The organism is Streptomyces sp. NBC_01264, from assembly GCF_026340675.1.
GTDB lineage: Bacteria > Actinomycetota > Actinomycetes > Streptomycetales > Streptomycetaceae > Streptomyces.
Window position 1 is genome coordinate 3446560 of the sequence record NZ_JAPEOX010000001.1, and the last position, 25504, is coordinate 3472063.

Here is a 25504-nt window from a genome sequence, read left to right on the forward strand (position 1 = left end):
CGCGGTGGCAGGACGGATCAACGACGACGACGTGAAGGCGGTACGGGACGCGGTCCCGATCGACGCCGTGGTCTCGGAGTACCTCCAGCTGCGCAACGCGGGCGGCGGCAACCTCAAGGGCCTCTGCCCCTTCCACGACGAGAAGTCCCCGTCCTTCCAGGTCAGCCCCAGCAAGGGCTTCTACCACTGCTTCGGCTGCCAGGCGGGCGGGGACACCCTCGACTTCGTCATGAAGATCGACCACCTCTCCTTCTCGGAGGCGGTGGAGCGGCTCGCCGGCCTGGCCGGCATCACCCTGCGGTACGAAGAGGGCGGCTACACCGCCGGCAGCAGCGGGCGCGGCGAGCGGATCCGGCTGGTCGAGGCGCACAAGGCGGCGGCCCAGTTCTACATGGACCAGCTCGGCAGCGCCGAGGCGGAGATCGGCCGCAAGTTCCTGGCCGAGCGCGGCTTCGACCAGGCCGCCGCCCAGCACTTCAGCGTCGGCTACAGCCCGGCCGGCTGGGACCACCTGACCCGCTTCCTGCGCGGCAAGGGCTTCAGCGACAAGGAACTGATCACCTCGGGCCTGTCCCAGGACAGCCGCAGCGGAAAGCCCATCGACCGCTTCCGCGGCCGGCTGATGTGGCCCATCCGCGACATCAGCGGCGAGGTCGTCGGCTTCGGCGCGCGCAAGCTGCGCGACGACGACAACGGCCCCAAGTACCTGAACACCCCCGAGACCGCGATCTACAAGAAGTCCCAGGTGCTGTACGGCATCGACCTGGCCAAGAAGGAGATCGCCAAGACCTCCCGGGCCGTCGTGGTCGAGGGCTACACCGACGTGATGGCCTGCCACATGGCCGGGGTCACGACCGCGATCGCCACCTGCGGCACCGCCTTCGGCGGCGACCACATCAAGATCCTGCGCCGGCTGCTCATGGACAACGCGACCGCCGAGGTGATCTTCACCTTCGACGGGGACGCGGCCGGGCAGAAGGCCGCGCTGCGCGCCTTCGAGGACGACCAGAAGTTCGCAGCGGAGACCTCCATCACCATCGCCCCGGGCGGCATGGACCCCTGCGACCTGCGCCTGGCCAAGGGCGACGCGGCCGTGGCGGGGCTGGTCGAGGCCCGCACCCCGCTGTTCGAGTTCGCGCTGAAGCACATCGTGGCCCGGCACAACCTGGAGAACCCGGCGGGGCGGGCGGCCGCGCTGGAGGAAGCCGCCCCGATCATCAAGAAGATCAAGAACGTCGCGATCCAGCACGAGTCGGCGGTCCAGCTCGCGGGCATGCTCGGCATGCGCGACGAGCAGTTCGTGGTCAAGCGGATCGCCCAGCTCGACCGCTGGGCCCGCGAGCGCGGCAACCAGCCGCAGCAGGGGCGCCGGGGGCCGTCGGGCAACTCCGGCGGCTCGGGCCACTCCGGCCACTCGTACGAGGACATCCCCGCGCCGTCCGCCACCCCCACGGGGCCCGCGCTGAACCTGCGCAGCCCCGCGCACATCACCGAGCGCGAGCTGCTCAAGCTGGCGCTCCAGCGCCCGGCGCTGGTCTCGCCCGCCTTCGACGCGTACGGGATGGACGAGTTCACCGCCCCGCCCTACGCGGCCGTCCGCCAGGCCATCCTGGACGCCGGCGGCGCTTCGCTCGGCACCGAGGACTACGTGACCCGGGTCCGGGACGCCGCGCCGAACGACACCGTCCGCGCGCTGGTCACCGAGCTCGTCGTGGAGGCCATCCACGCGAAGACCGTGGACGAGGTCTACGCCGGGGTCCAGCTGGTCCAGGTCAGGCTCCGTGCGGTGGACCGCCGGGTGCACGAGATCCAGGGCACCCTGTCCCGTCTCGGCCACCAGGACGCGCCGGAGCAGCTGGCGGCGGTCCAGGAGGAGCTGTGGGTCCTCCAGCAGTACGGCCGCCGCCTGCGCAACCGCGGCGCGGAAGGCCTGTAGGACCGCAGGGCGCGCCCTAGCGCCGCAGCCAGTCGCCGCCCGGGATGCGCGTGCCGGAGCGGGCGAGGTGGTGGGCCAGCGGCGGGGCCGCCAGGTAGACCCAGGCGCGGACCGGGGTGCCGTCGGGACGCAGGGCCTCGCGGGCGGTGCGGTCGTAGATGTTCGCGGGGTGTCCGGGGCCGGCGTACTCCTCCAGCAGGTCGAGCGCCGCGAGGAGTTCCCCGTAGGCCCCCGGGACCGGGGTGATCAGCTCCCCGGCTATGGCGGAGCCGGGGCGGTGCACGGCGTACGGGTATCCGGGGCCTTCGTACAGGGCCGCGTCCGGGAGTCGGGCGGGTTCCTCGGCGGCCGTGCGGCCGCGCAGGAACAGGTCGTGGTTGACCTCGCCGGGGCGCAGGGTCCCGTAGACGAAGAACGGGAGCTCCTCACTCTGAGGAATCGTTTCTTCGGCGTGACCTTCCGGCCGATCGGCCGATGTCATGCGGGCCTCCCTCGATTCAGACTGAGCTGCTGACCGGACTCCCACCGGCCGCGGGGCGGGCCGAAGGTCCCGAGTTCGGCCCCGGGAGCCCGCGTACGCACCGCTGTTACACGTCCGCCCGGTTCCCGTGACCGACGCCTTCTACCGTCAGTCTGCCTCTGCGCACCCAGCCCCCACGCCCCGCCCTCCCCACCACCGACGGTTCCGCCTTCCATGACTCGACCGACCTACCGCCGCCTCGCCGCTGCCGCCCTGCTCTGCATCGGCCTCGGCGGCTGCGGCACGCCCGGGGGCCTCGGATCCGGCGAGGTCGCGCCGCCCGTCTCCTCCCAGCCCCGGCCGAAGCCGCTGTGGCCCTCTTGGACCGAGTCGCCGAGCGCCGGCGGTACGGCGGTGGCCGGCCGGGAGGCGCCGCCGAAGCCGCTCGAAGGCGCCCCGTCGGTGGGGCCGGAGGGGATCGAGGAGGTCGACATGATGGCCGTGATCCGCGCGGACAAGAACATGAAGCGCTTCAGCCGGGAGAAGCAGATCCAGGCGCCGGGCAAGGCCGGGGTACGGCCGGCCCGGTACATGGATCTCACGGGCGACGGGAAGCACGAGCTGATCGTCGCCGCCGACACCCAGACCGGGCGTTCGGTGCTGAGCGTCTACACCGCCGCCGGCGGGAAGATCGTGCCGATCCTGTTCACCAGCGGCCGGCGGATGAGCATCGAGACCCTCGGCGCCGACCTGCTGGTCCGCACCACCGACGAGGACGGGTCCTCGCACGACATCCGCTACCACTGGGACGGCCAGCGGATGAGCGTCCTCAGCGACGACCACAAGTTCGGCAACGCCATCTCCGTGCCGCGCTCCGGCACCTGCCCGGCCCCGCAGCCGTCCTACGCCCAGCCCCCCGCGCCCTCGAGCCGGGCGGCCAGGTGAGGCGCTTCGTGCTCCGCTGCCGCCGCCTCGTGCACTCCCTCGGCCTGCGCTGGAAGATCGCCGTCCTGCTCGCCGTCGGCTGCTCGCTCGTGGCGCTCACCATCGGCATCCTGATCCACGAGGCCCGCGCGAACCAGGTGGCCGACGCGGCGCGCAAGAGCGCCCTCGCGCAGCTCGTCCGGGTGCGGCAGGTGTACGAGCTCACGGGCCAGCTCGACTTCGACAAGGTCGGGGAGGCCGACGCGCGCCTCGACTGCCCGACCCTGCCGCAACCCCTGCGGAAGGCCGCCCTGGCCGGGGAGCGCACCACCTACCTCGACCTGCACGGACCCCACCCGGCGGTGTGGGCCGCCCGGCCGGTCGGCGGCGCCCAAGTGCTCTCCGTACGCCAGTCACTGGCCGGGGAACAGTCGGAACTGCGGGAACTGGACCAGAAGTTGATGGCCTTCGGGGTGGTCGTCGTCACCCTCGCGGGAATCGGCGGGGCGGCGCTGGCCAGTCGGCTGAGCAAGGACCTGCGGTCCGCGGCCGAGACGGCCCGGCGGATCAGCACGGGCGAACTCGACGCGCGCATAGGCCCGTCGGGCGTTCCCGGGACGCGGAACGAGGTGGCCGAGCTGTCCGCGGCGGTCGACACGATGGCGGCGAGCCTGCAGCGGCGGCTGGTGGCGGAGCAGCGGTTCGCGGCGGACGTGGCGCACGAACTGCGGACCCCGCTGACCGGTCTGCTCACCGCCGCCGAGCTGCTCCCCCCGGGGCGGCCCACGGAGCTGGTGCGCGACCGGGTCGCGGCCCTGTGCGGTCTGACGGAGGACCTCCTGGAGGTGGCCCGGCTGGACGGGGACCGGGAGGTGGCGCAGCTGGACGTCCACCTCCTGGGGCCGCTGGTGGAGACGGTCACCCGGCGATCGGGAGTGGAGGCTCAGGTCCTGGGCGCCGCCGACGGCCATACCCGGGTCCGCACGGACGTCCGGCGGCTGGAGCGGATCCTGACGAACCTGCTGCTCAACGCCCGCAGGCACGGCGGGGGCCCGATCACCGTGACGGTGGCCGCGAACACCGTCACCGTCCGGGACCACGGCCCGGGCTTCCCCCAGACGCTGCTGCGGGACGGCCCGCAGCGGTTCCTGACGGGCGCGACCGAACGCGGCCAGGGCACGGGCCTGGGCCTGACCATCGCCCTGGGCCAGGCCCAGGTCATCGGCGCCCGCATCACCCTCACCAACGCCGCTCCCACGGGCGCCTCGGCCGCCTTGACCCTCCCCCCGGCATAACCCTCCCGAAGCGGCACCCCCGCAGCGACACCCGCACCCGCGAGGCCACCGTCACCCGGACGGCGTGGGGCCCCGCAAATGCCCTCCCACCCCACCCCACCTGCGAGAACACCCCACCGCCCCGTCCCCCCGGCGCCAATCTGACACCACATCAGCAGGCGCCCGCCCGGCCGCCCCGGTTACCTCGGAGACACGACCCCGTGTCCACAGGAGACCCCCCATGCGCCGACGCACCGCCCACGTGCTCACCGCCACCGCGCTGACCGCCGTCGCGTTCACCGGCCCGGTGGCCGGCGCGGTCGCCGCCGCGGACCTGGGCATGACGGGCTTCGGCATGACGGGCTTCGCGGCCGGCGACTTCGCCCCGCTGGAGGTCTGGCCCACGTCGGCCGCCCCCGGCACCACCGTCACGGTCAACACGAAGGCCTGCGGCCCGGGCAGTCACGCCGAGGGCGATGCCACCACCGTGGGGGGCGGCCGCTTCAAGCTGTCCCCGGGCACCCACAAGGAGGTGGTCGTGGGGCAGTTCCAGGTCGCCCGCGGAACCCACCCCGGCACCCACGCGATCGGCGCCACCTGCGCGAACGGCAAGTTCGCCACCGGCGACCTGATCGTCACCGAGCACGACCGCGCCCCCCAGGGCCACGTGCGCACCGGGGTGGGCGGTGGCACGACCACCACCACCGACCCCGCCAAGATCGCGGCGGGAGCGGCAGTGCTGGCCGCGACCGCCGTCGGCGGTACCTGGTTCCTGCGTCGCCGGGCGAGCGGCACGCGGAACTGACGGACGCCCACCGCGGCTCCGGCCGCAGTCCGACCGGTACCGTCCCCCGTCGCCCGCCCCGCGAGGTCCCCCCCGTTCGCGGGGCCGGGCGACGGCCAGTCACCACGTCATCCCGTCACCACATCACCACGTCACAAGCCGAGGGGGCCGCATGGAGGCAGAGGCACGCCGCGCCCGCGCCCGCGCCGGCGGGCTCGTCGCGCTCGCCACCTGCGTCGGCGTCTGGCTCATCGGCAGCGGCTCCGGCGAGCCCGTCCGGCCCCCGCTGCCCTCCCTCGGTGAGGCGCTGAGCGCCCAGGCCCGCTTCACCGGCGCCATCGCCGCGCTCCCCGGCTCCCCGCCGACCCGGATCCGCATCCCGTCCATCCGGGTGGACGCCCCGCTCACCGGGCTCGGGCTGCAGGCCGACGGCAGTCTCGAGGTACCGCCGCCCTCCCGTCGGAACCTGGCGGGCTGGTACCGGGAGGGCACCACCCCGGGCGCCGACGGCACCGCCGTCGTCGCCGGGCACGTGGACGACGCCACCGGGCCCGCGGTCTTCTACCACCTCGGCGCGCTGCGCCGGGGCGCCCTGATCGAGGTCGCCCGCGCTGACGGCCGTACGGCCGTGTTCACCGTCCACGCGGTGGAGGTCTACGACGCCAAGGCCTTCCCCGACTCCCGCGTGTACGGGTCGGCGCCGCGCGCCGAGCTGCGCGTCATCACCTGCGGCGGGGGCTTCTCCCCGCGCACCGGCTACCAGGGCAACGTGGTCGTCTTCGCCCACCTGACGGGCACGTACTAGGGTCCTGCCGGCTAGGGGGCCGTCCCGCCGGTGCGGACGACCGCCTGGTCCCCGTGGGGTCCGAACAGGTGCAGGATCTCCACCACCTCGCCTTCGGCGGGGCCGAACCAGTGCGGTTCGCCGGTGTCGAACTCGGCGACCTCGCCGGGGCGCAGGGTGAGGGTCCGCTCGCCGATGACGAGGCGGAGCTCGCCGGCGAGCACGTAGAGCCACTCGTAGCCCGCGTGGGTCACCAGTTTCGGCTCCCGGTACGCGAGCACCTGCTTGAAGACCTGGACCCGGCCGGGGTACGTCGTCAGGGGGACCAGGACGCTCCCGTCCCTGCGGCGGGGCTTCAGGTGGACGCGCGGGTCGCCGGTGACCGGGGCGGCCACGAGCTGGTCCAGGGGCACGCGGTGGGTGCGCGCGAGCGGGATGAGCAGTTCGAGGGTGGGGCGCCGTTTGCCCGACTCCAGGCGGGAGAGCGTGCTCACGGAGATTCCGGTGGCCCGCGCGAGCGCCTCCAGGGTGAGGCCGCGCTCGCGCCGCAGCGCCCGCAGGCGCGGGCCGATGGCGTCGAGGGTCCGCGCGAGTTCGGCGGGGTCGGTCGGTTCGGCGGGGTCGGTCGGTTCGGCGTCCCTGTCCATGGGGCCATTTTGCGGTATCGGCAAATTTCCTGGGCCGCGGGCGTCGCCCGGTCGGAGCATGGGCCGACATCCGAAGCCGGAGGCCGACAGGCCCTCGCGGACCGAAGGCGGACCCATGACCCCGACGACCACGACGATCCCGGCCGGGACGGCCGCCGGACCAGCCCCCGGCGCGCGCCGCCGGTGGACGGTACTGGCCGTCTGCGCGCTGAGCATGTTCCTCATCGGGGTGGACACCACCATCGTCAACGTGGGCCTGCCCGCGATCGGACGGGGCCTGGGGGCGGGCACCCGCGGGCTGGAGTGGGTCGTGGACGCCTACACGGTGGTCCTCGCCAGCCTCCTCATCGCCTCCGGCGCCCTCGCGGACCGGTTCGGACGCCGCCGCGTGTTCCGCTGCGGGCTGGTGGTCTTCGCCCTCGCCTCGGTCGCCTGCGCCCTCGCCCCGTCGCTCGGCCTCCTCACCGCGGCGCGGGCCGTCCAGGGGGTCGGGGCCTCGATGCTGAGCCCGGTGGCCCTGGCGATCGTGGTCAACGCGATGCCCGACCCGCGGGAGCGGGCCCGGGCCATCGGCATATGGGCCTCCGTCTTCGGACTCAGCATGGCGGCGGGCCCGGTCATCGGCGGGACCCTCATCGCGGCCTTCGGCTGGCGGTCGGTGTTCTGGATCAACGCCCCGGTGGTCGCCGTCGCGCTCGTCCTGGTCGCGGTGTTCGTACCGGAGTCCCGCGGACAGCGGGCCCGGCGGCTCGACCTGCCCGGCCAGCTGCTCCTGACGGCGGCCCTGTGCGTGTCGGTCGGCGTCCTGATCGAGGGCCCCCGCATCGGCTGGGCCTCCCCCGCGGCCCTGGCCTGCTACGCGGCCGTCGCGGCGGCCACGACGGCCTTCGCCCGGGTCGAACTCCGCCGGACCGAGCCCCTGATCGACCTCCGCCTGTTCCGGCGGCCGCCCTTCGCCTCGGCGGTACTGGGCGCGGTCGCGGTGTTCGCCGCGCTGAGCGTGAGCCTGCTGCTCACCACCCTGTACCTGCAGAACTCCCGAGGCTGGACCCCGCTCGCCGCCGGCGCCGCGACCCTGCCCATGGCCCTCGGGGCGACCGTGTGCGCGCCGTGGTCCGGCGGCCTGACCGGGCGTCTGGGGCCCCGGCGTCCGCTCCTCCTCGCGGGCGGGTTCACCGCCGCGGGCGGGCTCTGCATGGTGGGCCTCGGCCCGGACCCGGGCGTGCCGTCGCTGCTGGCGGCCTACCTGCTCATCGGCATCGGGTTCGGCTTCGCCAACGCCCCGCTCACCCACACCGCGGTCGGCGGACTGCCGCCGTCCCGCGCCGGTGTGGCCGGGGCCGTCACCTCCACCGCCCGCCAGGTCGGATCGGCGGTCGGCGTCGCCGTGGCGGGAGCCCTGGCCGCGGGCGTCGCCCCGGACGGCCTCGCCCGGGCGGCCCGGCCGGGCTGGCTGCTCGTCACGGCCTGCGGACTGTTCCTCTTCGCGGTGGCCCGGGCCTCCGGGCGGGGGCCTGATCGACAAGACACCCCCTAGACCGGAAACGCGTACCAGCGGCGTTGGACGTACGGCTCCACGCACAGCACCGCGGCGCCCGCCACGACCGCCACCAGGAGCGAGGTCCAGCCGCCTCCGGCGACGAGCGCACCGGCGCAGGCCCCGGCCACGATCAGCGGCCGGGCCAGGGTCAGCGGGCCGAGCCCGATGACCATGGCGAGGGTACTGGCCCGGTACGGCAGGGCGAAGTAGGAGGCGAGCGAGAGCCCGACGGCGAGGGCGTAGGCCGCGAGCGGGAGGAGGAAGCCGGTCCCGCCGTCGGCGAGGGCCGCGTACGCCCGGTCCGGGTCCTCGGCGAGCAGCAGCACGGCGCCGGCCGTGACGGCGGGGGCCAGCAGCAGGACGGAGCCGACGGCCAGGCCGCGCAGGGCCGCGCGGCCGACGGCACGGTGCTTGCGGATCCGGGCGTCCCGGCCGGCGTAGGCGCGGAAGCCGCTGAACGCGGCGTCGACGAGGCCCAGGACGAGCAGCGGCAGGACCGGGTTCATCGCGCGGCCCCGGCGGCGGATCCGGCGGCCGACCCGGCCCCCGCGGCCGACCAGGACGCGGCGTCGTGCGTCGGCGCTCCCCCGCGGGTCAGGTGCTCCACGCCCACGAGGCGGCGGGAGGCGCGGCCGAGGGCCTGGCGCAGCGGGTCCTCCAGGTAGGGGCGGATGCCCAGGACCGGGCGCAGGGTGGTGCAGAAGGGGTTGGACAGGCCCCGGGGTTCGTAGACCAGCGGCCGGATGCCCGGTACGTTCGCGGCGCGCAGCAGGGTTTCGTCCGAATGGGCGCGCCGGGCGGAGGCGACCCCGTCGTGGCGGCCGAGCGGATGGCGCATGCGGGCGCGGTGGAACATCCAGGCGCCGACGGGTGCCAGCCGGGTGGCGGCTATGTCGAAGTGGCAGAAGGCGAGGGCCTGGGAGTCGGCCTGCGCCTCGAAGAACTCCGCGAGCGCGGGGCCGCGGAAGTGGTGCAGCACCCCGGTGGAGACGTAGACGGTGGCGACCTCGGGCAGGTCGAAGGCGTTGCCGTGGACGAACCGGCAGTCGAGTCCCTCGGCGCGGGCCAGCCGGTCGGCCTCGGCGACGAGGGCGGCGTCGAGGTCGACGCCGATCAGCTCGACGTTGCGGCCCAGGGCGCCGGTGGACGCCAGCCAGCGGACGAGGTAGCCGAGCCCGGACCCGATGTCGACCAGGCGGAACCGGCCGTTGCGGCCGGCGATCTCCCGGATCGCCTCGAACAGCGGGTCCAGTACGTGCACCAGCCGTTCCCCGATCCGCAGTTCCTCGCTGAGCCGCTGCAGCCCGGTGTGGACGCCGATCATCAGCCGGTCCACGGCGAGCGGGTCGAGCACGTCGTCCGGGCCGGCGGGCAGACCGGCGACGATCCGGGCGCCGCGCGGATCCCCGGCCTCGTCGAACCGGCGGACCACGTCACCCCGGCGGACGGGCAGTCGAGCCCCGCTGAGCGGGTCGGTGACGGTGATCAGGTCGGATATCTCGAGGTGGGGCACGACGGAAACCTTATCCCCCGGACAGGCCGGTCAGCGGCTGGTCGCAGCAGGTCAGCCCCACTGTTCGAGGCCGAGTTTGACCACCAGGGCTCCGACGACCGTCAGGAGGACCCCGCGGACGAAGCCGCTGCCCTTCTTCAGCGCCATCCGGGCGCCGACCATGGCGCCCGCCAGGTTGAACACGGCCATCAGGGCGGCCAGTTGCCACAGCACCATGCCCTGGTAGGCGAACATGGCGAGCGCTCCGGCGTTGGTGCACACGTTGACGATCTTGGCCGTGGCGGAGGCGGTGACCAGGTCGAGGTGGAGGAGGGCCGTCAGCGCCAGAACCAGGAAGGTGCCGGTGCCGGGGCCGATGAGCCCGTCGTAGAAGCCGATGCCGAGGCCGGCCAGGGCGATGGTGAGCAGGACGCGCCGACGGCTGACGGCGGCCGCCCCGGGAGCGGCGCCGAAGGCGGGCCGGAAGAGGACGAAGGCCGCGACGACCACCAGGACCACCATGATCAACGGGCGCAGCGCGTCCTTGCTGATGCCGCCAGCCAGGGCGGCCCCGCCCATCGAGCCGACGAGCGCGGCCAGGCCGATGCGGACGGCGAGCTTCACGTCCACCGGGGTCTTGCGCAGGTACGAGACGGCCGCGCCCGAGGTGCCGACGATGGCCACGGCCTTGTTGGTTCCGAGGACGGTGGCGGGGTGGGCGTTCGGCAGGCCGAGGAGCAGGGCGGGCAGGAGCAGCAGTCCGCCCCCGCCGACGACGGCGTCGATCCAGCCGGCCGCGGCGGCGGCCACGCACAGCACGATGATCATGGTTGTCGATATCTCAGGCACGGCCCGACCCTATGGAGCGGATGGGTGCACTGACCATCAATCCCCGGAAACTTGCGCAAAGGTTGAGCTTCGCCCGGCCGGCGCCCGGTCCGGGGACACGGGAGCCGCCGGATCCACCACCACCGTCAGCACGCTGGCGGCCACCGCACTGACCAGCCCGAGCCCGACCCCGACCCGCCTGCCCGGCGGCACGGAACCCAGCACGCCCAGCACCACGCGCACCGGCGAGCTACGCGGCCGCCGATGCCGCGCCACCACCACGGGAACACCCGCCGCGGGCGCGGCCAAATCCAGCCCGTCCGGCGTCTGAAGACCGGGGTCCGGGGCGGAGCCGGGGCCGGAGCCGGGGCCGGGCGCGGCCAAATCCAGCCCGTCCGGCGTTTGAGGACCGGGGTCCGGGGCGGAGCCCCGCAAAACGGGGTCCGGGGCGGAGCCCCGCAAAACGGGGTCCGGGGCGGAGCCCCGGGGAACGGGCGAAGGGCGGGTAGGGGACGAGCCCCGCGCAGCGGCCAGGGACACGGGCAGGGTGACGTGCAACGGGTGACGCACGGGGCGGCGACCTCTCGGGGCCTCGGGGGCGGAACGGAACTGGGCACGGAAGCGGCAGCGAACCAGTGGCGGGCTCAGAGGCCGAAGCACTCGGCGTGGATCCGCCCCACCGGCACCCCGGCCCGCACCAGCGCGGCCATCGTCGCGTCCGCCATCCCCGGCGGCCCGCACAGGTACACGTCGTGCTCGGTCAGCTCCGGGACCAGCGCGGCCAGCGCCTGCGGGGCCAGCGGGTCGAAGGCGGCGCCCGACGGCCCGAGCAGGTAGTGCAGCCCGGCCCGCCGTTCGGCGGCGATGGCCTCCAGCTCCTCCCGCAGCACCAGCTGCTCCTCGGCGCCCGCCCGGTAGAGCAGGGTGATGTCCCCCGGCCCGCCGGGCAGGGTCTCGAACAGGGCCCGCATCGGGGTGATCCCGACCCCGCCGGCGATCAGCAGCACCTTGGTCCGGGTCCGCCGCGCCGCGGTGAGCGCCCCGAAGGGCCCGGTGGCCAGGACCCGCGTGCCCGGACGCAGCCGGCGGATCCGCCGCGAGTGGCCCCCCAGCGCCTTCACGGTGATGCGCAGGGTGTTCCCGCGGACCGGCGCCGACAGCGAGAACGGCAGCGCGGTGTGCCACAGCCTGCGCTGGAGGAACCGCCAGCGCAGGAACTGCCCCGGCTCCGCGCGCAGCTCCGCGAGGTGCTCCCCGTAGACGAGGACGGAAACGACCCCGGGCCCCTCCACCCGGACCTCGGCGACCCGCAACGCGTGCCGCAGCGCCTGGCGTACGGGGACCACGGCGCGGTACCAGACCAGCAGGACGGCGACCCCCGCGTGGGCCAGGGCCCAGAACCAGGCGACGGGGCCCAGGTCGGGCCCGGCGAGCTGGTGCCCGAAGGCGAGCGCGGCGGCGAGGTACACCAGGAGGTGGACCCCCCGCCAGGTTTCGTGGCTGACCCGGCGGCGTACGGAGCGGGCGGAGGTGACGCCGACGGCGACGAGGAGGGCGGTCCCGGCCGTCGCGGCGGCCAGGGCCGGATAGCCGAGCAGCTCCCGGACCGCCGAGAGCACGTCGACCCCCTGGTGCACGGCGTAGCCGCAGAGCGCGAAGGCCGCGTGCCCGAAACAGAGCAGCAGGACGTGGCGGCCGCCCAGCGCGTGCCAGCGGGCGAGCCGGGCCGCGCCCACCCCGTGCTCGACGGCGGGGACCCGGGCCATGAGGAACAGGAGCACGAGCACCCCGTACCCGGCGAGCAGGCCGGACAGGTGCGCGGCGGTCGCGAACAGCGCGTCGAGCCGGGCCGAGGGCCGCACCTGGGCGGCCCACAGCAGGGCGACGGTCCCCGCCCCGCCGAGCATCCCGCCCTTGACCCGAACCGCCATGTCTCGCTCTCGCATACGGCCACGCTACGGGCGGTCCCACGGGCTCCCGAGCCCTCCCGGTGATCCTTAAGGCGGCCTTGAGGAACGCCTCACGGACCCTTAACCCGCGCGCTGAGGTCGGCGTTCCGTCCGGGTAACAACGGCGATGCCGTGGGGAAACAGCGGCCGCGCACTCTCGTGTCATGACCTCGGAACAGCAACGCGTGGTGGTGATCGGCGGCGGCCTGGCCGGCCTGCGGCTCGCCGCCCGGCTGGGCGGGGACGTCCGCGTCCTCGGTGAGGAGGAGCACGCCCCGTACAACCGGGTCCTCCTCGCGGAGGTCCTGGCCGGCCGGTACGCGCCGGAGGTGACGGCCCTCCCGGCCCCCGGCCCGGCGCTGCGCCGGGGCGTGCGGGCGGTCCGGATCGACCGGGCGGAGCGGGTGGTCCACTGCGACGACGGCTCGGTCGAGCGGTACGGCACCCTCGTCCTGGCCACGGGATCGAACCCGGTCCTCCCGCCGCTGCGCGGCCTGTTCGAACCCGAGGGCCGGGAACTCCCCGCCGGGGTCCACGCGTTCCGCACCATGGACGACTGCCTGGCCCTCTCGGCGGCCGTACGTCCCGGCGTGCGCGCGGTGGTGATCGGCGGCGGCCTCCTCGGCGTCTCGGCGGCCCGCGCCCTGGCGGAGCGGGGCGCGCAGGTGGTCCTCACCCAACAGGGCGAGCGCCTGATGGAACGCCAACTCGACGCGGAAGCCTCGGAGCTCCTGAGCATCCACCTCTCGGGCCTGGGCGTGGAAATCCACACGGAATGCCGAGTCCGCGGCCTGTCGACAGCTCCGCTCCCGGGGCTCCGCCCCGGACCCCGCGCCTCAAACGCCGGCGAGGCTGGAATTGCCCAGTCCACCGGCTCGCACGTGCAGGCCGACGCCAGCCGTAAACCAGCCCCTCCGGCGTTTGAGGAAAGGGGCACCCCCAGCGGTAGCCGGGGGAGGGTGCGGGCGGAGCCCGGAACGCCCCGCAGGGCCGCCGCTCCCGAAGCCGGACCCGCCCGCGTCCCTGGCCGGCACCCGGGAGCCAACCCCAGCCAGGGGCCCCGCCGGGTCACCGGCGTCGAGCTGGCCGACGGCTACCGCCTGGACGCCGACCTCGTCGTCCTCGCCTGCGGCGTGCGCCCCCGCACGGGCCTCGCCCAGGCCGCCGGCCTCGACGTCCGCAAGGGCATCCTCGTCGACGACCGGCTCCGCACCAGCGACCCCCGCATCCACGCCATCGGCGACTGCGCCGAGCACACGGGCCGCGTCTACGGCCTGGCCGGCCCCGCCCTGGAACAGGCCGAGGCCCTCGCCGGCGTCCTCCTCGGAACCGGCGAGGGGATCCCCACCGGTGCTGCCTCCGGATACACCGGAACCCACGCGCTGACCCGCCTCACCCTCACCGGCGGCGGCGACCGGCCCCTCGATCTCGCCGCCTTCGGCGAGACCACCCCGCTCCCCGGCGACGACGTGGTCCGGCTCGCCGACGCCACCCGCCGCACCTACCGCAAGGTCGTCATCCGCGGCGACCGCCTCGTCGGCGGGGTCCTGTTCGGCGAACTCTCCAGCGTGGGCGCCCTCGCCCGCAGCTGGGAGGACGGCGCCCCCCTCACCGACCAGCACGGTCCCACCGACCTGCACCACCTGCTCACCGACGACGGAGGCTCCTGATCATGGCCGCAGCCACGCCCCATCCCGCCCAGGCCCCGGCCACCGCCCCCGCCAACGCCCCCGCCCTCGTGCTCATCGGTCACGGCATGGTCGGCCAGCGCTACCTGGAGGCGCTCGCCGAACTCGGCGCCACCGCCACGCACCGGATCACCGTGCTCTGCGAGGAGCCGCGGCCCGCCTACGACCGCGTGCACCTGACCTCGTACTTCTCCGGCAGCACCCCCGAGGACCTCTCCCTCACCCCCGCCTCCTTCATGGCGGAGCACGGGATCGCCCTGCACCTCGACGACCCCGCCGAGCGCATCGACCGCGAGGCCCGGACCGTCACCTCCCGCTCGGGGCAGGTGTTCCCGTACGACGTGCTCGTGCTCGCGACCGGCAGCTACCCCTTCGTGCCGCCCGTCCCCGGCAAGGACGCCCCGGGCTGCTTCGTCTACCGCACCATCGAGGACCTCCTCGCGATCGAGGAGTACGCCAAGACCCGGACCACGGGCGCCGTGGTCGGCGGCGGCCTGCTCGGGCTGGAGGCCGCCGGCGCGCTCAAGGGCCTCGGACTCGCCACCCGCGTCGTGGAGTTCGCGCCCCGGCTGATGCCCGTCCAGGTCGACGAGGGCGGCGGCGCGGCCCTGCTGCGCACCATCGAGGACATGGGACTGACCGTCCACACGGGCGTCGGCACCCAGGAGGTCCTCACCGGCACGGACGGCTCGGTCAGCGGCATGAAGCTGTCCGACGGCTCCAGCGTCGACACCGACCTGGTCGTCTTCTCGGCCGGTGTCCGCCCCCGCGACCAGCTCGCCCGCGAGAGCGGCCTGGCCATCGGCGAACGCGGCGGCATCTCCGTCGACGCCCGCTGCCGCACCTCCGACCCGTACGTCTACGCCATCGGCGAGTGCGCGCTGGCCTGCGACGGCCGCGTCTACGGCCTGGTCGCCCCCGGCTACGAGATGGCCGAGACGGCCGCCGCGGACCTGCTGGGCCGGGAGAAGGAGTTCACCGGCGCCGACCTCTCCACCAAGCTCAAGCTCCTCGGCGTGGACGTGGCCTCCTTCGGCGACGCCCACGGCGCCACCGCCGGCAGCCTCGACGTCGTCTACTCCGACTCCCGCTCCGGCGTCTACAAGAAGGTGGTCGTCTCCGCCGAAGGCGTCCTGCTCGGCGGCGTCCTGGTCGGCGACGCCGACTCCTACGGTCTGCTCCGCCCGCTCACCGGCTCCGTACCGCCCGTCACCCCCGAGCAGCTGGTGCTGCCCGCCGGGGCCGGCGCACCCGTCGCACTCGGCCCGGCCTCGCTCCCGGACGGCGCGGTGATCTGCTCCTGCCACAACGTCACCAAGAAGGCGATCACCGCCCACAGCACCGTCCCCGAGGTCAAGAAGTGCACCAAGGCGGGCACCGGCTGCGGGAGCTGCCTCAAGGTGATCGGCCAGCTCATGCCGCCCGCCGCCGACAAGGGGCTCTGCGACTGCTTCCCCTACACCCGCGCCGAGCTCTACGAGATCGTCCGCACCCTGCGCGTGACCTCGTACGAGAAGCTCCTCGACAGCCACGGCCGCGAGGAGGCCCGCGGCGGTGAGGGCTGCGAGGTCTGCAAGCCCACGGTCGGTTCGATCATCGCCTCGCTCGCCCCCACTCTCGGCGCGAGCGGCTACGTCCTGGACGGGGAGCAGGCCGCCCTCCAGGACACCAACGACCACTTCCTCGCCAACCTGCAGCGCAACGGCTCGTACTCGGTGGTCCCGCGCATCCCCGGCGGTGAGATCACCCCCGACAAGCTCATCGTGATCGGCGAGGTGGCCCGCGACTTCGGGCTCTACACGAAGATCACCGGCGGGCAGCGCATCGACCTCTTCGGCGCCGCCATCGACCAGCTCCCCCTCATCTGGGCCCGGCTCGTCGAGGCCGGTTTCGAGTCCGGGCACGCGTACGGCAAGGCCCTGCGGACGGTGAAGTCCTGCGTGGGCCAGACCTGGTGCCGCTACGGGGTCCAGGACTCCGTACGGATGGCCATCGACCTGGAGCTGCGCTACCGGGGCCTGCGCGCCCCGCACAAGCTCAAGTCGGCGGTCTCCGGCTGCGCCCGCGAGTGCGCGGAGGCGCAGAGCAAGGACTTCGGGATCATCGCGACGGCGAGCGGCTGGAACCTCTACGTCGGCGGCAACGGCGGGGCCACCCCGCGCCACGCCGACCTGCTCGCCCAGGACCTGTCCGACGCCGAACTGGTCCGGCTCATCGACCGGTTCCTGATGTTCTACATCCGCACCGCCGACCGGCTGGAGCGGACCTCCACCTGGCTGGACCGGCTGGAGGGCGGCCTCGACCACCTGCGGGACGTGATCGTGCGCGACTCCCTCGGGCTGTGCGCGGAGCTGGAGTCGCTGATGGCCGACCACGTGGCGCACTACCGCGACGAATGGGCCGAGACCCTGGACGACCCGGAGCGGCTGCGCCGGTTCGTGTCCTTCGTCAACGCGCCGGGCGCACCCGACCCGAGCGTGAAGTTCGTCCCCGAACGCGGCCAGGTCAAGCCCGACCTGACCGTCCTGACCCTGGAGCCCCTGGGAGGCACCCGATGACCGTGGAACTTCAGGTGGCGGAGGGATGGCTCACCGTCTGCGAGCTGTCGGCGCTGATCCCCGGGCGCGGAGTGGCGGCCCTGCTGCCCGATGGGAGCCAGGCCGCCGTGTTCGTCGACCGCGCGGGACGCCCGTACGCCATCGGCAACCGGGACCCCTTCACCGGGGCGCAGGTGCTCGCGCGCGGGCTGGTCGGCTCGGCGGCCGGGCGGGCCTTCGTGGCCTCGCCGCTGCTCAAGCAGCGCTTCGACCTGGAGTCGGGGCACTGCCTGGACGACGAGGAGGTGACGGTCCGGACGTACCCGGTACGGACCGCCGCGACCTCGGTGGGCGCCTGATCAGCCCTGGATCATCGCCGGGTCCATCCACATGATCTCCCAGGTGTGGCCGTCGAGGTCGTCGAAGGCCCGGCCGTACATGACCCCGTGGTCCTGGGCGGGACGGGGCTCGGTGGCGCCGGCCGCCAGGGCCCCGTCGACGAGCTCGTCCACGGCGGTGCGGCTCTCGGCGCTCAGACACAGCAGCACCTCGGAAGTCTTGGTGGCGTCCGCGACGGCCTTGTGCGTGAAGTCCTTGTACCGGGCCTCGGTCAGGAACATGGCGACGATCGAGTCGGTGATGGGCATCGAGGCGCAGTTCTCGTCGGTGAACTGGGCGTTGTAGCTGTAACCGAGCTTGCTCCAGAAGGTCTTGGTGGCCTCCAGGTCCTTGACCGGCAGGTTGACGAAGATCATGGTGGAGGACATCGCGGTCTCTCTTCTCTCGGTGCGTTCGCGTCGCTTTCGAGAGGTAGACCGGAGCCCTCCGGGAAACTCATCGCTCCCCGCGAAACTTTTCCAAGAATCTCCGAACCCGCAGGTCAGAACCTGGTCGAGCGCAGCTCCAGGGCCGCCAGCGGTACGAAGCCCAGCCCGTCGGCGCTCTCCGTCGAGGCTTCGGCGCCGGCCAGCCGCTTGTGCAGGGTCAGCGCGATCCGCTCGCCGTGGGCCTTGGCCCGCTCCGCGTTCGGCCCCCGGTGCAGTCCGTCGATCGTGGCCCGCCACAGCTGCACCCAGCGGCCGAAGTCCTCGGCGGTCATCGCGCGGGCCGACTGGAGGGCCGCGTGCGGGGCGAAGGCGTTGCGCCGGTACTCGGCGCTGCGGAAGAGGGCCCGCTCCCAGAAGTCCGTGATCCGGGGCAGGTGCACGTCGAGGTCGGTACCGGCGATCTCGGTGAAGAAGGGCCCGATCCGCGGATCGGCGAAGGCCGCCGTGTAGAAGCGGCGCAGGACGACGTCGAGGTCGGCGCGGCCGGCGATGTCGGTTATGTCGGTGAGATCGGTGATGTGAGCGATGTCGGTGACGTCGGCAGCGGCATGGGGGGTCATCACTCCACCATCCTCCCGCACCCGCTCCCTCCCCAGGGCAGAAAGTCCCGCATTACGCCGTCCCGCACTGCTTCGCGGTACTGCCGCGATACCGCTTCCACGCCTCCGGGATTTCAGGAAATCCCTGCGGGCGGATTGACCTCGTGCCGGTCGCTCCCGCGTCATGTGGAATTGATGTCGCGTCAACTCCACGCTCCTAGGTTCCTCGACGCGTGCGTGACTCCCGCCCGACCGGGTGCGGAGCCCCTCCTCCACAGGAGTGACCGTGGAACGTCGTACCTTCCTTCGCGGGGCCGTCATCGGCTCCTCCGCCGCAGCCTTCGGCGGCACGCTGATGCACGGCGCGGCCTACGCGGCCCCCGCCCAGCCCGGCGCCGGACCCTACGGGGCGCTCGGTGCCGCCGACGCCAACGGCATCATGCTGCCCGCCGGCTTCAGCAGCCGGGTGATAGCGCGCTCCGGCCAGACGGTCACCGGCACCTCGTACACCTGGCACAGCGCCCCCGACGGCGGCGCCTGTTTCGCCGACGGCACGGGCTGGATCTACGTGTCGAACTCGGAGATCAACCCCTCCGGCGGCGCGAGCGCGGTCAAGTTCAACTCCTCCGGCACCGTCACTGGCGCCTACCGGATCCTCTCCGGCACCCGGCAGAACTGCGCGGGCGGCAAGACCCCGTGGAACACCTGGCTGTCCTGCGAGGAGGTCGACCGCGGCTTCGTCTACGAGACCGACCCCTACGGGGTGAACGCCTCCGTGCAGCGCCCCGCGATGGGCCGCTTCAAGCACGAGGCGGCGGCCGCCGACCCGGTGCGCAAGGTCATCTACCTGACCGAGGACGAGACCAGCGGCTGCTTCTACCGCTTCATCCCCACCGCCTGGGGCAACCTCTCCTCCGGCACCCTGCAGGTCCTCAAGGCCGGCACCGCCACCTCCGGCTCCTTCACCTGGGCCAACGTCCCCGACCCGGACGGCTCGCCGACCTCCACGCGCACCCAGGTCTCGGGCTCGAAGAAGTTCAACGGCGGCGAGGGCTGCCACTACGCCAACGACACCGTGTGGTTCACGACCAAGGGCGACAACCGGGTCTGGCAGCTCAACCTCGCGAACAGCACCTACGAGCTGGCCTACGACGACTCCCTGGTCCCCGGCGGCAACGCCCCCCTGACGGGCGTGGACAACGTCACGGGCTCCTCGTACGGCGACCTGTACGTCGCCGAGGACGGCGGCAACCTGGAGATCTGCGTGATCACCCCGGACGACGTGGTCGCCCCCTTCCTGCGGGTCACCGGCCAGTCCTCCTCGGAGATCACCGGCCCGGCCTTCTCCCCCGCCGGCAACCGCCTCTACTTCAGCAGCCAGCGCGGTACGAGCGGCAGCTCCTCGGGCGGCATCACGTACGAGGTCACGGGCCCCTTCCGCACCTGACCGGCCCACCGACCGCACCCCGACGGGTCACGAACCCGCCGGGGTGCGGCGCGTCACGACACCACGGACCCGCCCTTGAGCAGCGCGGCGCCCAGGGGCGTCACCGTGTGCAGCACGGCGTTGCCGCGCCGCAGCGTGGTGACCAGCCCGGCCTCCCGCATCACCCCGGCGTGCTGGCTCGCGGAGGCCAGCGACACCCCGGCCCGGCGCGCCAGCTCGCTCGTGGTGGCCCCGTCACCGATCGCCTGGAGCACCACCGACCGGGTGTGCCCGACGAGCTTGCCCAGGGTGTGCTGGCGGTGCCGGCGCCGCTCCTCCGCCGGGCGGGCCGCCTCGCCGCCGGCCTGCGCCGAGGAGAGTTCGGCCGCCGCCGGATACACCAGTACGGGCGCCAGCTCCGGATCGTGCAGGGTCACCGCCGTGCGCCGGCAGAAGAAGGAGGGCTGGAGCAGCAGCCCGCGCCCCCGTAGCCGTACGTCCCGGTCCACGGGGTAGTCGCACTCCAGCACCGGCGCCCGCCAGCGCAGCATCGGCGGCAGCGAGGCCAGCAGCTCGTCCGCTCCCCCGTCGAGCAGCGCCCGACCCCGCGCGGCCCGCTCGGCCTCGATCTGCGCCTGGATGTGGCTCCAGTACGGCTCCACGGCCGCCCGGTGGTACCCGCGCAGCTCCCCCAGCAGCCGGGGCAGGTGCGCGGTGTCCCCCTCCATGAAGTCCCGCAGCCGCCTGGGGACCGGGCTCTCGGAGCCCCGGTACGCGCCCCCGTCGGCCGCCGCCGGCATCCCGAAGGCCGCTGCCATGCCGGAGCCGGCCTCCACGCCCCGCCCGAGCAGGACGAGTTCGCGGCGCAGCCGCTCGGGGCGGATCCCGCGCAGCGCGTCGAGGCCCACGTCCCACCCGTACTGCCCCTCCGTGGGGGTCAGGAAATCGGGGAAATACCCGCGGCTCGGTATCAGCGCACCGAGAAGTCGTGTTTCACCATTCAACCTGGTGCGCGTTTCCGCACGCCAATCGCCGAAGAGCCGGGTATCCCGCCGGTCCCTTAAGCGGTGAAAACTCAAGATGGTTTCCCACAACGCATCCGGACGCCCTGCCATCCTTACGCGTGCGAGGTCCACTCCAGTGAAATGGATACGCAGCACCCGAACCCCCACCTGTGCAACCGCAATCCCCCCGCCCCTTGAGTATGCACGCCGTCACACGTGGTCACCATGGCCTTTCAGCCACAGTTGAAACCCCTTTCGGCGAAGGTGTGACAACCGAAATCCTGTACTCCGCCGGGCACACTCCGGCGCGACCGAAACGCTCCGCGAAGGCCGTGGGGGGCTTTGCGGGGCCTGGCGGTCGGTCGCACCGGGAAGCGCCGACGTGTCCGGCGGATTGGCGGCAGGCGGTGGACGGGTGGGGATCCGTCCACCGCCTGTTGCCGTTAAGGCATCTGGAACAACATTGAACCAATACTGGCCCGGGAGAACGCTCGGGTACGGCGGAGAACGGCGGAGAAGGCCGGGGAAATAGACGCGCCTGCCACCGGACGTCAGGGAACCCGGGGGCAGGCGCGGTCAAGGGGGCCCCGGCGTCAGGGCCGGGCGGCGGCGGTCAGCGGCTGTCGCTGCCCTTCGCCTCGGCGGCGGCGCGGCCCGCCTCCAGGCGCGCGACCGGAATCCGGAACGGCGAGCAGGAGACGTAGTCCAGGCCGACCTCGTGGAAGAAGTGGACGGACTCGGGGTCGCCGCCGTGCTCTCCGCAGACACCGAGCTTGAGGTCGGGGCGGGTGGCCCGGCCGGCCTCCACGGCGCTGCGGACCAGCGTGCCGACGCCGTCGCGGTCGATGGTCTCGAAGGGCGAGACCCCGAAGATGCCCTTCTCCAGGTAGGCGGTGAAGAAGCTGGCCTCGACATCGTCGCGGGAGAAGCCCCACACGGTCTGGGTCAGGTCGTTCGTGCCGAAGGAGAAGAACTGCGCGGCCTCGGCGATCTGGCCCGCGGTGAGGGCGGCGCGGGGCAGCTCGATCATGGTGCCGATGGTCAGCTTGAGGTCGGTGCCGGTGGCGGCCTCGACCTCGGCGATGACCGCGTCGGCCTCCTCGCGGACGATCTCCAGCTCCTGGACGGTGCCCACGAGCGGGACCATGATCTCGGCGCGCGGGTCGCCCTTGGCGTTCTTGCGCTCGGCCGCGGCCTCGGCGATCGCCCGGACCTGCATCTTGAACAGGCCGGGGATGACCAGGCCGAGGCGGACGCCGCGCAGACCCAGCATCGGGTTCTGCTCGTGCAGCTTGTGCACGGCCTGGAGCAGGCGCAGGTCGTTCTCGTTGGCGTCCTTGCGGGACTCGGCGAGGGCGACGCGCACCGACAGCTCGGTGATGTCGGGCAGGAACTCGTGCAGCGGCGGGTCGAGCAGGCGGACGGTGACGGGCAGCCCGTCCATCGCCTCGAACAGCTCGACGAAGTCCTTCTTCTGGAGCGGCAGGAGGGCACTGAGTGCCTCCTCGCGCTCGTCGTCGGTGTCCGCGAGGATCAGTCGCTCCACCAGTTCGCGGCGCTCGCCGAGGAACATGTGCTCGGTGCGGCACAGGCCGATGCCCTGGGCGCCGAAGCGGCGGGCGCGCAGCGCGTCCTCGGCGTTGTCGGCGTTGGCCCGCACGCGCAGGCGGCGTACGCGGTCGGCGTAGGCCATGATCCGGTGCACGGCGGCGACGAGCTCGTCGGCGTCGTCCGCACCGGCGTGCATGCGGCCCTCGAAGTACTCGACGACCGGGGACGGTACGACGGGTACCTCACCGAGGTAGACCTTGCCGGTGGAGCCGTCGATGGAGACGACGTCACCCTCCTCGACGACCGTTCCGCCGACCGTCATGCGGCGGCGCTTGGTGTCGACCTCGAGGTCCTCGGCGCCGCAGACACAGGTCTTGCCCATGCCGCGGGCGACGACGGCGGCGTGCGAGGTCTTGCCGCCGCGCGAGGTCAGGATGCCCTCGGAGGCGATCATGCCGTCGAGGTCGTCCGGGTTGGTCTCGCGGCGGATCAGGATGACCTTCTCGCCGGACCGCGACCACTTGACGGCCGTGTAGGAGTCGAAGACCGCCTTGCCGACGGCCGCGCCCGGGGAGGCGGCGATGCCGCGGCCCAGCAGCGTGGTCTTGGCGCCCTCGTCGAAGCGCGGGAACATCAGCTGCGCGAGCTGGGCGCCGTTGACGCGCTGGAGGGCCTCGGCCTCGTCGATGAGGCCCTGGTCGACGAGCTGGGTGGCGATGCGGAACGCGGCGCCGGCGGTGCGCTTGCCGACGCGGGTCTGGAGCATCCACAGCTGGCCGCGCTCGATGGTGAACTCGATGTCGCAGAGATCCTTGTAGTGGTTCTCCAGCGTCGTCATGATCGTCATGAGCTGGTCGTACGAGACCTTGTCGATGGTCTCCAGGTCCGCGAGCGGCACGGTGTTGCGGATGCCCGCGACCACGTCCTCGCCCTGGGCGTTCTGCAGGTAGTCGCCGTAGACGCCCGCGTGGCCGGTGGCCGGGTCGCGGGTGAAGGCGACGCCGGTGCCCGAGTCGGGGCCGAGGTTGCCGAAGACCATGGAGCAGATGTTGACCGCGGTGCCCAGGTCGCTCGGGATGCGCTCCTGGCGGCGGTAGAGCTTGGCGCGGTCGGTGTTCCAGGAGTTGAAGACCGCTTCGACGGCGAGGTCGAGCTGCTCGCGGGCGTCCTGCGGGAACTCGCGGCCGGCCTGCTTGGCGACGATCTTCTTGAAGCGGGTGACCAGCTTCTTGAGGTCGGCGGCGTCGAGGTCGGTGTCGACGGTGACCTTCTTGGCGGCCTTGGCCTCGTCGAGGGCTTCCTCGAACAGCTCGCCGTCCACGTCCAGGACGGTCTTGCCGAACATCTGGATCAGGCGGCGGTACGAGTCCCACGCGAAGCGCTCGTTGCCGGCCTGGGTGGCGAGGCCGGTGACGGACTCGTCGGAGAGGCCGATGTTGAGGACCGTGTCCATCATGCCCGGCATCGAGAACTTGGCGCCGGAACGCACGGAGACCAGGAGCGGGTCGTCCGACTGTCCGAGCTTCTTGCCCATCTTCGCCTCGAGGGCGGCGAGGTGCGCGCTGACCTCTTCGCGCAGCTCGGCCGGGGCCTCGCCGCTGTCGAGGTAGACCTTGCAGGCCTCGGTGGTGATGGTGAAGCCGGGAGGGACCGGCAGACCCAGGTTGGTCATCTCGGCGAGGTTGGCACCCTTGCCACCGAGAAGGTCCTTGAGGTCGCGGTTGCCCTCCGTGAAGTCGTAGACGAACTTCTGATCTTTGTTTTCCGACACGGGTCTCGACTCCTCGAGGCTCGGTGGCTGCCCTGACGGCCAGGAACATACCCAGATCGAAGGCTTATGGGTACGTCCACTTGGCGGTCATGTGGCCGTAACCACCTGGGTGCCAGCCAATCGAATGTAACTGATGAGTAGCCAAAACCTACGAAGACCCTTCAGGTCCCGAAGGATGAGGTGCTCACTGAGGCTTGTTTCCGCTCCGATGAGCGATCATCGATACATTTGCGTTCAAGAGTTGAACGAACAAAGGGTGGCACCCAGTGCCACCCTTTGAAAGTCTTACCCGTGACCATTGCGCTCATCTGAGCGAAACCTCACCCATGCGTGGTGTATGTCACGTCACAAGTGGCACGTTTTGCCACGCGTTTCTCAGCCTCCGGACGTGTCCAGTTCGGCGTCCTCGCTCACACCCGCGCAGTCGTACGGATCGTTCAGCCAGCCCTCGGGCAGGACAACCCGGTTGTTTCCGGACGTACGGCCCCTCGGGCCGTCGGCGCTGTCGGGCCAGGGCTGATCCAGGTCCAGCTCGCTCAGATGAGCGTCCAGCTCGGCCAGGGAGGAGGTCACGGCGAGCTTCTGCCGCATCTCCGAGCCCACCGAGAAGCCCTTGGTGTACCAGGCCACGTGCTTACGGAAGTCGATCACCCCGCGCGCCTCGTCGCCGATCCACTCCCCGAGCAGCTCGGCGTGGCGCAGCATCGTGCGCGCGACCTCGCGCAGCGTCGGCTTGTGGAAGTCCTCCGGGCGCCCCTCGAAGGCCGCGACCAGGTCGTTGAAGAGCCACGGGCGCCCCAGGCAGCCGCGTCCCACGACCACGCCGTCGCAGCCGGTCTCGCGGACCATCCGCAGCGCGTCCTCGGCGCACCAGATGTCTCCGTTGCCGAGCACCGGGATCTCCGGCACGTGCTCCTTGAGCCGTGCGATGGCCTCCCAGTCGGCGGTGCCGCCGTAGTGCTGGGCGGTGGTGCGGCCGTGCAGGGCTATGGCGGTGACGCCCTCCTCGACGGCGATCCGGCCGGCGTCGAGGTAGGTGAGGTGGTCGTCGTTGATGCCCTTGCGCATCTTCATCGTCACCGGCAGGTCGCCGGCGCCCGCGACGGCCTCGCGCAGGATCGCGCGCAGCAGGTTGCGCTTGTACGGGAGGGCCGAGCCGCCGCCCTTGCGGGTGACCTTGGGCACCGGGCAGCCGAAGTTGAGGTCGATGTGGTCGGCGCGGTCCTCTTCGACGATCATGCGGACCGCCTTGCCGACCGTCGCGGGGTCGACTCCGTACAGCTGGATCGAGCGGGGCTTCTCGGTCTCGTCGAAGTGGATCAGCTGCATGGTCTTCTCGTTGCGCTCGACCAGGGCCCGGGTCGTGATCATCTCGCTCACGAACAGCCCCTTGCCGCCCGAGAACTCGCGGCACAGCGTACGGAAGGGGGCATTGGTGATGCCGGCCATCGGCGCGAGCACCACCGGGGGCTGCACGGTGTGCGGGCCGATCGCGAGAGGCGGGGGGAGCGTGGTCATCCCCCCATTGTGGCTCAGCCGTGCC

At 72.8% G+C, this 25504-nt stretch carries 21 protein-coding genes; 10 read left to right on the plus strand and 11 right to left on the minus strand.

The window, feature by feature from the left end:
* Nucleotides 1–4 precede the first annotated feature (4 nt).
* Nucleotides 5–1936: a DNA primase gene (gene dnaG, locus OG435_RS15970; RefSeq protein ID WP_266877516.1), complete on the plus strand. Its 1932-nt coding sequence runs from the start codon at nt 5–7 to the stop codon at nt 1934–1936.
* Between the two features lie 16 nt (nt 1937–1952).
* Here dnaG and OG435_RS15975 read toward each other — a convergent pair whose 3' ends face one another.
* Nucleotides 1953–2417 (minus strand): gamma-glutamylcyclotransferase family protein, encoded by a 465-nt coding sequence (locus OG435_RS15975; protein WP_266877517.1) that lies wholly within the window; start codon nt 2415–2417, stop codon nt 1953–1955.
* 213 nt (nt 2418–2630) lie between these two features.
* Here OG435_RS15975 and OG435_RS15980 point away from each other — a divergent pair, with 213 nt between their 5' ends.
* The 4 genes from OG435_RS15980 (at nt 2631) to OG435_RS15995 (ending at nt 6183) form a co-directional block, all read left to right on the plus strand.
* The gene (locus OG435_RS15980) at nt 2631–3341 is read left to right on the plus strand and encodes a hypothetical protein (RefSeq protein WP_266877518.1); all 711 of its coding nucleotides are present in this window, start codon (nt 2631–2633) and stop codon (nt 3339–3341) included.
* Nucleotides 3342–3349: 8 nt separating this feature from the next.
* Nucleotides 3350–4615, plus strand: coding sequence for a sensor histidine kinase (locus OG435_RS15985; RefSeq protein ID WP_266877519.1), 1266 nt, complete (start codon nt 3350–3352; stop codon nt 4613–4615).
* A gap of 220 nt (nt 4616–4835) precedes the next feature.
* On the plus strand, nt 4836–5399 hold the full coding sequence (locus OG435_RS15990) for a hypothetical protein (RefSeq protein ID WP_266877520.1): 564 nt from the start codon (nt 4836–4838) through the stop codon (nt 5397–5399).
* A 151-nt stretch (nt 5400–5550) separates the two neighbouring features.
* Nucleotides 5551–6183 carry a class F sortase gene (locus tag OG435_RS15995; RefSeq protein WP_266877521.1) on the plus strand — a complete coding sequence of 211 codons (633 nt, stop codon included), beginning with the start codon at nt 5551–5553 and terminating at the stop codon, nt 6181–6183.
* A gap of 11 nt (nt 6184–6194) precedes the next feature.
* On the opposite strand, the gene OG435_RS16000 is transcribed toward OG435_RS15995, so the two are convergent.
* A complete protein-coding gene (locus OG435_RS16000) occupies nt 6195–6809 on the minus strand; it encodes a helix-turn-helix domain-containing protein (RefSeq protein ID WP_266877522.1) in 615 nt (204 codons plus the stop codon).
* Nucleotides 6810–6924: 115 nt separating this feature from the next.
* Here OG435_RS16000 and OG435_RS16005 point away from each other — a divergent pair, with 115 nt between their 5' ends.
* Nucleotides 6925–8346 carry an MFS transporter gene (locus OG435_RS16005; RefSeq protein WP_266877523.1) on the plus strand — a complete coding sequence of 474 codons (1422 nt, stop codon included), beginning with the start codon at nt 6925–6927 and terminating at the stop codon, nt 8344–8346.
* On the opposite strand, the gene OG435_RS16010 is transcribed toward OG435_RS16005, so the two are convergent.
* From OG435_RS16010 to OG435_RS16025, 4 genes are all read right to left on the minus strand, one after another.
* Nucleotides 8343–8855 (minus strand): hypothetical protein, encoded by a 513-nt coding sequence (locus tag OG435_RS16010; RefSeq protein WP_266877524.1) that lies wholly within the window; start codon nt 8853–8855, stop codon nt 8343–8345. The genes OG435_RS16005 and OG435_RS16010 overlap by 4 nt on opposite strands.
* Nucleotides 8852–9862, minus strand: coding sequence for a class I SAM-dependent methyltransferase (locus tag OG435_RS16015; protein WP_266877525.1), 1011 nt, complete (start codon nt 9860–9862; stop codon nt 8852–8854). Before OG435_RS16015 ends, OG435_RS16010 begins: the two co-directional genes overlap by 4 nt.
* Before the next feature lie 51 nt (nt 9863–9913).
* Nucleotides 9914–10690: a sulfite exporter TauE/SafE family protein gene (locus tag OG435_RS16020; protein WP_266877526.1), complete on the minus strand. Its 777-nt coding sequence runs from the start codon at nt 10688–10690 to the stop codon at nt 9914–9916.
* Nucleotides 10691–11313: 623 nt separating this feature from the next.
* Nucleotides 11314–12615, minus strand: coding sequence for a ferredoxin reductase family protein (locus OG435_RS16025; RefSeq protein WP_266877527.1), 1302 nt, complete (start codon nt 12613–12615; stop codon nt 11314–11316).
* Nucleotides 12616–12782: 167 nt separating this feature from the next.
* Between OG435_RS16025 and OG435_RS16030 the strand changes: the two genes are divergently transcribed.
* From OG435_RS16030 to nirD, 3 genes are read left to right on the plus strand one after another with little or no spacing between them, the layout of a single operon-like run.
* Nucleotides 12783–14288 (plus strand): NAD(P)/FAD-dependent oxidoreductase, encoded by a 1506-nt coding sequence (locus OG435_RS16030; RefSeq protein ID WP_266877528.1) that lies wholly within the window; start codon nt 12783–12785, stop codon nt 14286–14288.
* Between the two features lie 2 nt (nt 14289–14290).
* On the plus strand, nt 14291–16864 hold the full coding sequence (gene nirB, locus OG435_RS16035) for a nitrite reductase large subunit NirB (RefSeq protein ID WP_323187831.1): 2574 nt from the start codon (nt 14291–14293) through the stop codon (nt 16862–16864).
* Nucleotides 16861–17202 (plus strand): nitrite reductase small subunit NirD, encoded by a 342-nt coding sequence (gene nirD, locus OG435_RS16040; protein WP_266877529.1) that lies wholly within the window; start codon nt 16861–16863, stop codon nt 17200–17202. The genes nirB and nirD overlap by 4 nt, the downstream gene beginning before the upstream one ends.
* On the opposite strand, the gene OG435_RS16045 is transcribed toward nirD, so the two are convergent.
* Together OG435_RS16045 and OG435_RS16050 are read right to left on the minus strand one after the other, a co-directional pair.
* Nucleotides 17203–17610 carry a VOC family protein gene (locus tag OG435_RS16045; RefSeq protein ID WP_266877530.1) on the minus strand — a complete coding sequence of 136 codons (408 nt, stop codon included), beginning with the start codon at nt 17608–17610 and terminating at the stop codon, nt 17203–17205.
* A gap of 113 nt (nt 17611–17723) precedes the next feature.
* Nucleotides 17724–18230 (minus strand): group III truncated hemoglobin, encoded by a 507-nt coding sequence (locus tag OG435_RS16050; RefSeq protein WP_266877531.1) that lies wholly within the window; start codon nt 18228–18230, stop codon nt 17724–17726.
* Between the two features lie 265 nt (nt 18231–18495).
* Between OG435_RS16050 and OG435_RS16055 the strand changes: the two genes are divergently transcribed.
* Complete coding sequence (locus tag OG435_RS16055) at nt 18496–19656, plus strand: alkaline phosphatase PhoX (RefSeq protein WP_266877532.1); 1161 nt, start codon at nt 18496–18498, stop codon at nt 19654–19656.
* Nucleotides 19657–19709: 53 nt separating this feature from the next.
* Here the strand turns inward: OG435_RS16055 and OG435_RS16060 are convergent, their stop codons facing one another.
* The 3 genes from OG435_RS16060 to dusB all read right to left on the minus strand — a co-directional run bounded on the left by OG435_RS16060 (nt 19710) and on the right by dusB (nt 25479).
* Nucleotides 19710–20795 carry a helix-turn-helix domain-containing protein gene (locus OG435_RS16060; protein WP_266877533.1) on the minus strand — a complete coding sequence of 362 codons (1086 nt, stop codon included), beginning with the start codon at nt 20793–20795 and terminating at the stop codon, nt 19710–19712.
* A 457-nt stretch (nt 20796–21252) separates the two neighbouring features.
* Nucleotides 21253–23961, minus strand: a complete 2709-nt coding sequence (ppdK, locus tag OG435_RS16065; RefSeq protein WP_266877534.1) for a pyruvate, phosphate dikinase — start codon at nt 23959–23961, stop codon at nt 21253–21255.
* Nucleotides 23962–24336: 375 nt separating this feature from the next.
* Nucleotides 24337–25479, minus strand: a complete 1143-nt coding sequence (dusB, locus tag OG435_RS16070) for a tRNA dihydrouridine synthase DusB (RefSeq protein ID WP_254382970.1) — start codon at nt 25477–25479, stop codon at nt 24337–24339.
* Between the last annotated feature and the right edge of the window lie 25 nt (nt 25480–25504).

What these genes read in the sequence shown, in the direction of transcription:
- OG435_RS15995 (WP_266877521.1), top strand. Translation starts at nt 5,551, where the DNA reads ATGGAGGCAGAGGCACGCCGCGCCCGCGCCCGCGCCGGCGGGCTCGTC.
- OG435_RS15990 (WP_266877520.1), top strand. Translation starts at nt 4,836, where the DNA reads ATGCGCCGACGCACCGCCCACGTGCTCACCGCCACCGCGCTGACCGCC.
- OG435_RS16005 (WP_266877523.1), top strand. Translation starts at nt 6,925, where the DNA reads ATGACCCCGACGACCACGACGATCCCGGCCGGGACGGCCGCCGGACCA.
- nirD (WP_266877529.1), top strand. Translation starts at nt 16,861, where the DNA reads ATGACCGTGGAACTTCAGGTGGCGGAGGGATGGCTCACCGTCTGCGAG.
- OG435_RS16030 (WP_266877528.1), top strand. Translation starts at nt 12,783, where the DNA reads ATGACCTCGGAACAGCAACGCGTGGTGGTGATCGGCGGCGGCCTGGCC.
- nirB (WP_323187831.1), top strand. Translation starts at nt 14,291, where the DNA reads ATGGCCGCAGCCACGCCCCATCCCGCCCAGGCCCCGGCCACCGCCCCC.
- OG435_RS16045 (WP_266877530.1), bottom strand. Translation starts at nt 17,610, where the DNA reads ATGTCCTCCACCATGATCTTCGTCAACCTGCCGGTCAAGGACCTGGAG.
- OG435_RS16025 (WP_266877527.1), bottom strand. Translation starts at nt 12,615, where the DNA reads ATGCGAGAGCGAGACATGGCGGTTCGGGTCAAGGGCGGGATGCTCGGC.
- OG435_RS16010 (WP_266877524.1), bottom strand. Translation starts at nt 8,855, where the DNA reads ATGAACCCGGTCCTGCCGCTGCTCGTCCTGGGCCTCGTCGACGCCGCG.
- dusB (WP_254382970.1), bottom strand. Translation starts at nt 25,479, where the DNA reads ATGACCACGCTCCCCCCGCCTCTCGCGATCGGCCCGCACACCGTGCAG.
- OG435_RS15980 (WP_266877518.1), top strand. Translation starts at nt 2,631, where the DNA reads ATGACTCGACCGACCTACCGCCGCCTCGCCGCTGCCGCCCTGCTCTGC.
- OG435_RS16050 (WP_266877531.1), bottom strand. Translation starts at nt 18,230, where the DNA reads ATGACCCCCCATGCCGCTGCCGACGTCACCGACATCGCTCACATCACC.
- OG435_RS16000 (WP_266877522.1), bottom strand. Translation starts at nt 6,809, where the DNA reads ATGGACAGGGACGCCGAACCGACCGACCCCGCCGAACCGACCGACCCC.
- OG435_RS15975 (WP_266877517.1), bottom strand. Translation starts at nt 2,417, where the DNA reads ATGACATCGGCCGATCGGCCGGAAGGTCACGCCGAAGAAACGATTCCT.